At 70.4% G+C, this 9,652-nt stretch carries 5 protein-coding genes; 2 read left to right on the top strand and 3 right to left on the bottom strand.

What is annotated here, in order from left to right; genetic code table 11:
* The 3 genes from CCN37_RS35040 to CCN37_RS35030 form a co-directional block, all read right to left on the bottom strand.
* A partial coding sequence (locus CCN37_RS35040) for a GNAT family N-acetyltransferase (RefSeq protein WP_246843496.1) occupies window positions 1-410 on the bottom strand: 410 nt, incomplete at its 3' end.
* A 37-nt stretch (window positions 411-447) separates the two neighbouring features.
* Entirely contained in the window at window positions 448-5,916 is a 5,469-nt protein-coding gene (locus CCN37_RS35035; protein ID WP_086829328.1) for a carboxyl transferase domain-containing protein, read from the bottom strand.
* A gap of 272 nt (window positions 5,917-6,188) precedes the next feature.
* Entirely contained in the window at window positions 6,189-7,148 is a 960-nt protein-coding gene (locus CCN37_RS35030; protein WP_086829326.1) for a YafY family protein, read from the bottom strand.
* A gap of 62 nt (window positions 7,149-7,210) precedes the next feature.
* Between CCN37_RS35030 and CCN37_RS35025 the strand changes: the two genes are divergently transcribed.
* Together CCN37_RS35025 and CCN37_RS35020 are read left to right on the top strand one after the other, a co-directional pair.
* Window positions 7,211-8,320, top strand: coding sequence for an epoxide hydrolase family protein (locus tag CCN37_RS35025; RefSeq protein ID WP_086829323.1), 1,110 nt, complete (start codon window positions 7,211-7,213; stop codon window positions 8,318-8,320).
* A complete protein-coding gene (locus CCN37_RS35020; RefSeq protein ID WP_246843495.1) occupies window positions 8,317-9,375 on the top strand; it encodes a winged helix DNA-binding domain-containing protein in 1,059 nt (352 codons plus the stop codon). The genes CCN37_RS35025 and CCN37_RS35020 overlap by 4 nt, the downstream gene beginning before the upstream one ends.
* Window positions 9,376-9,652 lie beyond the last annotated feature (277 nt).

Below are 9,652 nucleotides of genomic sequence, written 5' to 3'. Positions count from 1 at the left end.
CGATAAAACGCCCCAGGCCCCCCAGGCTGATAGCTCGTCAACAGCTCCACCCCACCGTCAGCCCGCACCATCTCCACCACCTTCCGCACGATCTCTCTCCCAAACCCCCGCCCCTGATACTCCGACCCCACCAACAACCGCCACAAGAAATACGGCCCCAAAATCCCAGGCCGCGGCACAACGTTCCAACTCAGCATCACAAACCCCACCGGCACGTCGCCACAATAAACAGCCCGATACCACGGCCGAGCCTCAGGCGTCGACGCCGCGTCCCGAAGAGACTTCTCCACCGAGTCGACGAACTTCTCCTGCCCAGGACGCACGCGCACACCGCACACCGCGTCCCGGTTCTCATCGGTGATCTCGCGAAAACCAAGCACAAAGCCATAAAAGCACAGAACCGGCTGCACCAAAGGGCACAACCGGTCCTGTGAAAACAGACAGCGATCAGATCTTCATGCCGTGCTCGATCGCCTCGATGATCCGGGGCCGCAGCTCAGCCGCGCTGATGATCGCGTCGACGGAGCCGACCTCGACCGCGCGCTGGATGCTGTGCACCTTGTCGAACTCCGAGGCCACCTCGCCGAGCTTCTCCGCGCGCACCGACGACTGGACCTCCGCCAGCTGCGCCGTCAGCGCGGCGCGCTCGGCACCGCTGGCCGCCGACACGCGCTCCTGCAACGAGGTCACGCGCGGATCGGTCGCGGTGCGGTTGTTGACCTCACCCGAGAACACCACGGCCGCGGCCGGGGCACCGCCGAGCACGGAGGCGAAGGAGCCCTCCAGCGCCAGCACGGTCATGTTCGGGTTGAGCGCCTTGGAGAACACCACGAACGCGCCGCCGTGGTAGCGCGAGATCACGCAGAACACGATGGGGCCGTCGAAGTTGACGATCGCGCGGCCGATCTCGGCGCCGTACTCCAGCTGGAGCTTGCGCATCGACTCCGGTGAGCCGTCGAAGCCGGACAGGTTCGCCAGCACCACCAGCGGCCGGTTGCCGGAGGCGGAGTTGATCGCCCGCGCGGTCTTCTTCGACGACTGCGGGAACAGCGTGCCCGCGGTGTAGGTGTCGGGACCGTCGGTGGGAGGGAAGCCGCGGCGCGGAACGGCCCGCGACTCGATGCCGATCAGGCACACCGGCCAGCCGCCGATGTGCACGTCCTGCACGGCGGAGGTGTCGGCGTCGGCCATGCCCGCCCAGCGCTCCAGCACCGGGTGGTCCTGGTCGGAGAGCGCGCGCATGACCGTGCGGATGTCGAACGGCTTCTTGCGGTCGGGGTTGTGCTCGGCGGAGAAGATCTGCCCGACGGTGGCGAAGTCACTGCCGACCACCGCGTGCGGGAAGTCGGAGACGTCGCGGGTGACCGGGTCGTTGGTCTCGGCCTTGCGCGGCGCCGACTCGCCCGGCACGACGTAGGTGTGGTCGTAGTGCGACATCAGCACGTCGCGCGCGCCCGCGAGGTTCGGCGCCCAGTACTGCGCCTGCCCGTTGGGGCCCATCACCCGGTCGTAGCCGCCGATGCCGAAGTTGTCCTCGGCGGAGACGCCACCGGAGAAGTCCAGCGACTGCTTGCCGGTCAGCACCATGGCCGAGTCCGGCGTCATCACCAGGATTCCCTTGGTGTGCATGAGCATCGTGGCTTCGGCGTTCCAGTACGGCTGGGCGCCGACGGTGATGCCCGCGACCACGATGTTGATCTCGCCGCCGTCCTGGGTGAAGGTGACGATCCGCTTGAGCGCGGCCGCGACCCAGTCCATGTTCTCGGTGCCCGAGGACATCGAGATGCGCGCACCGGCGGAGAGCGCGAACCACTCCAGCGGCACCTGCATCTTCTCGGCGAGGTCGAGCGCGGCGATGATCCGCGCGCACTCCGGCTCCGACAGCGCGCCGAGCGCCTTGGTCGGGTCGCCGAGCAGGATCACCCGGGTCACGCCCTCGGGGTGCCGCTCGGTCACGGTCGTCACGACACCCGCCACGATCGCCGCGGTGTTCTTGCCGCGCGGGCGATCCACCGGAACCAGAACGCTCTCGGCGTTGAGGTCGTGCTCCACGAAGCTGCCGAGCATCTCGGTCAGCTCGTAGGGGTAGACGTTGCCGCGACGGGCCGCGCGCAGCACCTTCTGCCGGTAGTCGTCCAGCGGCAGCACGGGCTCGGTCGAGGGCTTCTCGACGTGCAGCGTGGCGCCGTTGCCCGGGTCGATGCTGACCCGCGCGGCGATCTCGGTCAGCTCACCGGTGGAGTTGCGCCTGCGCGCGATGAACTGGAGCTCTTCCAGCCCGGCGCCTGCCGTGGTCGGCAGGATGCGCTTGACCACCGTGTCCAGCTCGTCGGTGGTCAGCTCGGTGGCCGGCCACACGTACATCATGATCCGGTTGGTGTCGAAGCGCTTGTTCTGCGGGCGCTGCGCCTGGATGTTGCGGATCGCGTCGAGGCCCGCGTTGATCGCGTCCTCCACGGCGGGCAGCGCGACCAGGCGGCCGTCGGCCTCGCGCAGCGGCGTCAGGTCGCGGACCTGGCCGAGGGCGAACAGCCGCTCGTCGGCCGGGTTGCTCTTGGCGACCGCCTTGAACAGGTAGATCTCCTCATCCGCCGAGGGCAGGCGGGTGAGGTCGAACTCGCGCAGCCGCTGGAGCTGGAGGCGCTGGGCGATCTGCGGGTGCAGGCCGCGGATCAGCCGGTCCTCGGCGCCGTCGCGCTCGAAGGTGAAGTGGTGGTGCATGACCGCGCCGCTGGTGCCGGCGACGGTCGCGGTGATCCGCCGGACGCCGACCGGAAGTGCTTGCGCGGCAAGCAGTTCACCGAGCTTCACCGCCATCGCGTCGGTGTCGGGCTGGTCCTCCCACGTGAGGTAGAGGTCGGCGACGAGGCCGCCATCGGCCACCTCGGCCGCGAGCGAACCGACAGCGCTGATCGCCTCGGGCAGCGCCGCGATGTCGACCGCGGTCGTGACCACGCTGGTCACCCGGTCGGAGGTGGTGTGCGAAGCGGTGACGAAGCGGCAGCCAGCCTTGTCGAGCGCGGTCACCTCGGACAGGCCGCGGTTGCCGTAGTAGCGGCGGGTCACGACTTCGAGCAGCGGAGCGTGGTCGCAGCCCGCGCGGCCGATGCGCTGGCCGATGAGGCGCACCAAGGGTTCCGCGCTCGCGACCATCGCCTGGATGCGCTCGGCGCGGTCGGCGGCGTCGGGGTTGCGGTCGAGGTAGCGCAGGTCGTCGCGCACGGCGGCGTAGACCTTGGCGCGGGCGCGGCGCAGCAGCGGCTGGGCGAACCAGCGGAACACCACGCCGCGGGCCAGGTCGGAGACCGCCGGGAAGCGCACCTGCGTCGCCTGCACCAGGTGCTCCAGCGTGAGGCCGACGCGCTCGCGCAGCGCCTCGGCGGGCGGAGAACCCGCCAGCCACTGGCGCAGCAGCTCGGAAACGACCGCGACATCGGTCGACATGCGCTGGTGCGCCAGGAAGATCCGGAAGACCGCCGACTCCAGCTCGGGCGTGCGGTCCAGCTCGGCGACGCCGTAGTGGGCCAGCACGCGCTTGAGCTTGCCCTGGAAGCCCTCGGGCAGCCCGGCGCGCTCGACGTCGAGGCTCTGGAGGTAGCTGTGCAGGTACTCGCGCGGGCTGTGCACGGGGCTGCCCGGCTCGACCAGCTCGCCGGTCGGCTTGTTGCGGCTCAGCTCGACCAGGTCGGCGAAGACGGTGAACAGCTCCAACTCGCCCGGCAGCGGACGGCCGTCCAGCTCCGAGCGCGCGGCGACGTAGTCGACGAGGACGCGCTTGCGGTCCTGCGGGTCCACGTCGAAGCCCAGCAGCAGGCTGCGCAGGTCCTGAAGACCGCGCTCGACCCGCTCGGCGACCGGGATCTCCGCCTGCGTGGGCAGGTCGATCTCGACCGTCTCGGCCTCGCCGCCGGTCTCCTCGTCCTCGTCGGCTGTGTCCTCCTCGGCCAGCGGCTCCAGGCGCATCAGCGGCGCGCCGGTTTCCACCTGGCTGCCAACGGAAACGGGGCACTCGCGGACCCTGGCGCGGAACGGCGCGCGCAGCACCGTCTCCATCTTCATGCTCTCCAGCACGAGGATCGGCGCGTCCGCGTCGACCTCGTCGCCGACCGCGAGCGGGGTCGCCACGACCAGCGCGGGCGCGGGCGAGCGGACGACGCCGCCCTCGTCGCGGCTGATCCGGTGCGTGACACCGTCGACCTCGACGAGGTGGATCGGCCCGTGCGTTGCGGAGATCAGCCGGAAACGGCGGCCGTTGACCACGATCTGGCCGCTGTGCGCGTCGAAGCGGTTGATCTCGATGTCCGCCGGGTGCACGTCGCCGCCGCCGGAGATGCCGACGCGGAAACGGTTCTGGCCGACGCGGGCCACGCTGACCCGGTAACCGACACCGCGGAGCTTGAGGTCCAGCGGGCGCCCGCTCTCGTGCTGCACCTGCGGGCGGCCGCCGTGCGCGGTGGAGAGCAGCCGGTTGCGGCTGACCTCCTCCTCGTCCTGGTAGGCCTCGATCGCGGCGGCGGCCAGCGCGACGGCGGAGTGCCGGTGGGTGACCAGGCGGCCCTGCGCGCGGACGCGGTCGATCCAGCCGGTGTCGGCGCTGGCGTCGATCACCTCGGGCTGGTCGAGCAGGTCGAGCACGAAGCTCTTGTTGGTCGCGCCGCCCTCGATGATCACGACGGTCTCGGCCATGGCGCGGCGCAGCCTGGCCAGCGCCTCGTCGCGGTCGCGGCCGTAGGCGATGATCTTGGCGATCATCGAGTCGAAGTCGGCGGGGATGGTGTCGCCCTCGCTGACGCCGGTGTCCACCCGGATGCCGGGACCGGCGGGCAGCAGCAGGCGCGCGATGCGGCCGGGCGAGGGCGCGAAGTCGCGGTCCGGGTCCTCGGCGTTGAGCCGGGCCTCCACGGCGTGGCCGAGCTCCTGCGGCTGAGCGCCTTCGAGCTTGCCGCCGCCGGCGACGTGCAGCTGGAGCTTGACCAGGTCGGTGCCGGTGGTGATCTCGGTGATCGGGTGCTCGACCTGGAGCCGGGTGTTGACCTCGAGGAAGGCGAACAGCTTCTCGCCCGGGTGGTACAGGAACTCCACGGTGCACGCGCCGCGGTAGCCGACCTTGACGGCGAGGCGCTCGGCGGAGGCCTTCAGCTCGGCGGTCTGCTCCGGCCCGAGCACCGGGGAGGCGGACTCCTCGATGATCTTCTGGTTGCGGCGCTGCACCGAGCAGTCGCGCACGCCCAGCGCCCACGCGGTGCCCTGGCCGTCGGCGATCACCTGGACCTCGACGTGCCGCGCGCCGGTGACCAGGCGTTCCAGGAAGACGATGCCGGAGCCGAAGGCGCGCAGGGCCTCCTGGCTCGTGCGCTCGTAGGCCTCGGCGAGGTCCTCGCCCGAGGCGACCATGCGGATACCGCGCCCGCCGCCACCCGCGGTGGCCTTGAGCATCAGCGGGTAGCCGATCTCCTCGCCCGCGCGCAGCGCGTCTTCGAGGGTGGCGACCTCGCCGCGGCTCCACGGCGCGACCGGGACGCCGACCTCCTCGGCGATCAGCTTCGCGCCGATCTTGTCGCCGAGCTTGCGCATGGCGTCGGCGCTCGGGCCGACGAAGGTGACGCCGATGCGGTCGCACAGCTCGGCGAACGCGGGGTCCTCGGCGACGAAGCCCCAGCCGACCCACGCGGCGTCGGCCTCGGTGGCCAGCAGCGCGCGCTCCAGGACCGCGAGGTCCAGGTACGGGCGCGCGGAGGCCGGGCCGAGCGAGTGGGTGACGTCGGCCTCGCGCACGAAGGTCGCGTTGCGGTCGGCGTCGGTGTAGAGCGCCACCGTCTCGATGGGCGTTCCGGTCTCGGCCGAAAGATCCCGGACCGCGTGGATGAGCCGCATCGCGGCCTCTCCACGGTTGACGATGGCGACACGTCTGAACACCGGCTGAGCCTCCCAAGTACCAGCAAGCAGAAGGCGACGTCCGGGGTCCGGAGCGCCGCCTGCACCTGAGCTACACCCTGCTTGATTACCGCCGGGTACACCTATGTCCCGCATGGCGCATGCCGGAGCCGCTGCGTTGTGGGGTCCCTACAAAAAAGAACCGGGTGATGCCGCACGGCCGTCGTTTGACGCATGGTCTACCACAAACCCACGAACGCACCTTACGGGGCATCGGTGACGTCGAACCCAATCACTGGGGAATCAACCAGGGCTCAGCGCGCAACGGCTCGCCCGTAGCGCTCGGAGAGCCGTCGCACCAGGTCCACCAACTCCGGCGGCTCGGTCACGGTGAACCCCAGATCGAGCAGCCCGAGGTGCACCGCGAGGCCGTTCAGCGAGTCCGAGCCGGTGTGCAGCTCGCAGGTGTCCGCGTCGAGCGCGCGCACCGTGCCGACCGCCGAGCTGATGCGGGCCGCGACGACCTCCGCCGACGCGTGCACGACGACCTTCGCCGTATAGCGCCACGCCGCGCTGGAGACCCCGCGCCGCACGCGGTCCACGACGTCCTCCGGCAGCTCGCGCGGCGTGAAGCGGGCGCCGGTCGCGAACGGCTCGGTGAGCCGGTCGACCCGGAACGTCCGCCAGTCCACGCGCTCGACGTCCCACGCGACGAGGTACCACCGGCGCCCCCAGTTCACGAGTTGATACGGCTCGACCAACCGGGCGCTGGGCTCGCCACTGTGCGTCCGGTAGCGGAAACGCAGTCGTTCGCGGTCACGGCACGCGGCGGTCAAGGTCACCAGAACCTCGGAGTCCACGCGCGGTCCGGGCTCGTCCTTCGGCACGGCCACGGTGTACTCCTGCAACGCGCTCACGCGGCGGCGGAGCCTGGACGGCAGCACGCGCTCGACCTTGGCAAGGGCTCGCAGCGCCGTTTCCTCGACGCCCGCGATCGTCCCGCCGGCTGCCGTGCGCAGGCCGATGGTGACCGCGACGGCTTCCTCGTCGTCGAGCAGCAGCGGCGGCAGCTCCGCTCCCGCTCCGAGCCAGTAGCCACCCGTCGAGCCCCGGTTGGCGTTGACCGGGTAACCCAGGGCGCGGAGCCGTTCGACGTCGTTGCGCACGGTCCTGGTGCTGACCTCCAAGCGGTCGGCCAGCTCCGTGCCCGTCCACTCGCGCGGTGCCTGCAACAGGGAGAGCAGCCGGAGCAGTCGTGCCGAGGTGTCCAACATTTTTCCAGTCTGACAGCCCACTAGGAACCGAGCTTTCCTAATGGGTTCTTAGAGTCCTCCCCATGACCGAGATCAAGCCCTTCCGCTCCGAGTTCCCGCAGAGTGCCCTCGACGACCTGGCCGACCGGCTCGCCCGCGTCCGCTGGGCGGAGGAGCTGCCCCGTGAAGAGATCACCGACGGCGTGCAGCGCGGCCCCATCCCTCCCGGCTGGGAGTACGGGGTTCCCGGCGAGTACGTGCGGCGCCTCGTCGACTACTGGCGCGACGGCTACTCGTGGCGCAAGTGGGAGCGCGCCCTGAACGAGCACCCGCAGTTCACCACCGAGATCGACGGCCAGAACATCCACTTCCTGCACGTGCGCTCGGCGCGGCCGGACGCGACCCCGCTGATCCTCACCCACGGCTGGCCCAACTCCGTGTTCGAGTACCTCGACGTGATCGAGCCGCTCAGCGCGGACTTCCACCTGGTGATCCCGTCACTGCCCGGCTTCGGCTTCTCCGGGCCGACGCGGGAGCGCGGGTGGAACCGCCACCGCACCGCGCGGGCGTGGGCCGAGCTGATGCGGCGCCTCGGCTACTCGCGCTACGGCGCGCACGGCAACGACACCGGGTCCTTCGTCGCTCCCGAGCTGGGCCGAGTCGATCCGGAGCACGTGATCGGCGTGCACGTGACGCAGCTGTTCTCCTTCCCCTCGGGTGACCTCGACGGCCTGTCGGAGCAGGAGTTGGCGTACGTCCGGTTCCTCGCGCAGTTCAATGACGACATGTCCGCTTACGCCAAGCTCCAGCAGACCGCGCCGCAGAACCTCGCGCACGCCCTCGCCGACTCCCCCACCGGCCAGCTCGCGTGGAGTTCCCAGCTGCTCGCGGCCACCAGCGACGACCACGTGCTCACCAACGCGACCCTGTACTGGCTGACCAACACCTCAGCTTCGTCGGCGCGCTTCTACTACGAGGACCACCACACCGAGCACCCCACGACACCGACCACCGCGCCCACCGGCCTGGCCAGCTTCGCCCACGACTTCACCCCGCTGCGCCGCTTCGCCGAACGCGACCACGCCAACATCGTGTCGTGGAACGAGTACGACCGCGGCGGCCACTGGGCCACCCAGGACGCCCCCGACCTGCTCGTCGAGGACATCCGCTCGTTCTTCGGGAAGCTCGCGTGAGCGCCGTGCTCAGCCGCCGCGAGCTCAACCGGGCGACCCTGGCGCGGCAGATGCTGTTGGAGCGAACCGACATCTCGGTCCCCGACGCGGTTTCGCACCTCGTCGGCATGCAGGCCCAGACCCCGCACACGTGGTACCTCGGTCTGACCTCGCGGCTGTCGGGCTTCGAGCCGTCACAGGCCTCCGAGTTGCTGGAGAACGGCGACCTCGTCCGCGTGGTGCTGATGCGCGGCACCATCCACCTCGTCTCCCCCGCCGACGCGGCCGGGCTGCGCCCCCTGGTGCAGCCCGTCCTCGACCGCGACCTCCAGAACAACACCATGCACAGCAAACCCTTGGCAGGTGTCGACTTTGCGGAACTCGCTGACGTGGGAAGGCGGTTGCTCAGCGAGAGAGCCATGACCGCCAAGCAACTCGGTGCCGAGCTGGCGACCCACTTCCCCTCCAGCTCCCCTGCCTCCCTCGCGTACGGCGTCCGCAACCTGCTGCCCCTCGTGCAGGTCCCCCCGCGCGGGCTGTGGGGCCGCAGCGGTCCCATCGCGCACTCGGTGCTGTCCGCTTCTGGCCCTCTGTCCCTGGACGAGATGGTCCTGCGGTACCTGGCCGCGTTCGGTCCGGCGTCGGTCATGGACGCGCAGAAGTGGTGCGGGCTGACGCGGCTCGGCGAGGTCTTCTCCCGGCTGCGCCCCGATCTCGTGGTGTTCGAGGACGCGTCCGGGCGCGAGCTCTTCGACCTTCCCGACGCTCCGCGCCCGTCGGAGGACGTTCCCGCCCCGCCGCGGTTCCTCTACGACTTCGACAACGTGGCGTTGTCGCACGCCGATCGGAGTCGGGTGTTGACCGAGGAGTACTACGCCCAGGTTCGGCCTCGGAAGAACTTCGCCCCGCAGGTGGTGCTCGTGGACGGGTTCAGCGCGGCGGAGTGGGACCTGGAGGACGGCGTTCTGAGCGTGCGCGCCTACGGGAAGCTGTCCCGGGTCGATCGGGCGGCGGTGAAGGAGGAGGCGGAGGTCGTGATGGCCGCACAGGGCATGCGGAAGGTCGTTTTTGTGTAGCTCTTCCCAGCGGGGTACGGCTGCGCTTCCAGGTCGGGGACGGCTGGGCTTCCAGCGTGAGCGGCTGGGTTTCCCGGTCGGGGACGGCTGAGCTTCCAGCGGGTGTCGGTGTCGTCGGCGGGTGCGGTTGGGTTGTGGGGCGCGGGGGTTGCTGCGTGGGGTCGACTTGACCTGGGGACCCCTTGCGCGTGCCCCTGGGCCTCACAGGGGCACGGGTAGAGAACCCGGCCCTCGCGCGAGCGTATGGCACGCGCACCCCAGGTAAAGCCGACCCGTT

The organism is Allokutzneria sp. NRRL B-24872 (assembly GCF_002155965.1).
GTDB lineage: Bacteria > Actinomycetota > Actinomycetes > Mycobacteriales > Pseudonocardiaceae > Allokutzneria.
This window is presented reverse-complemented; position numbering and strand designations above follow the sequence as displayed.

What these genes read in the sequence shown, in the direction of transcription:
- CCN37_RS35025 (WP_086829323.1), top strand. Translation starts at nt 7,211, where the DNA reads ATGACCGAGATCAAGCCCTTCCGCTCCGAGTTCCCGCAGAGTGCCCTC.
- CCN37_RS35030 (WP_086829326.1), bottom strand. Translation starts at nt 7,148, where the DNA reads ATGTTGGACACCTCGGCACGACTGCTCCGGCTGCTCTCCCTGTTGCAG.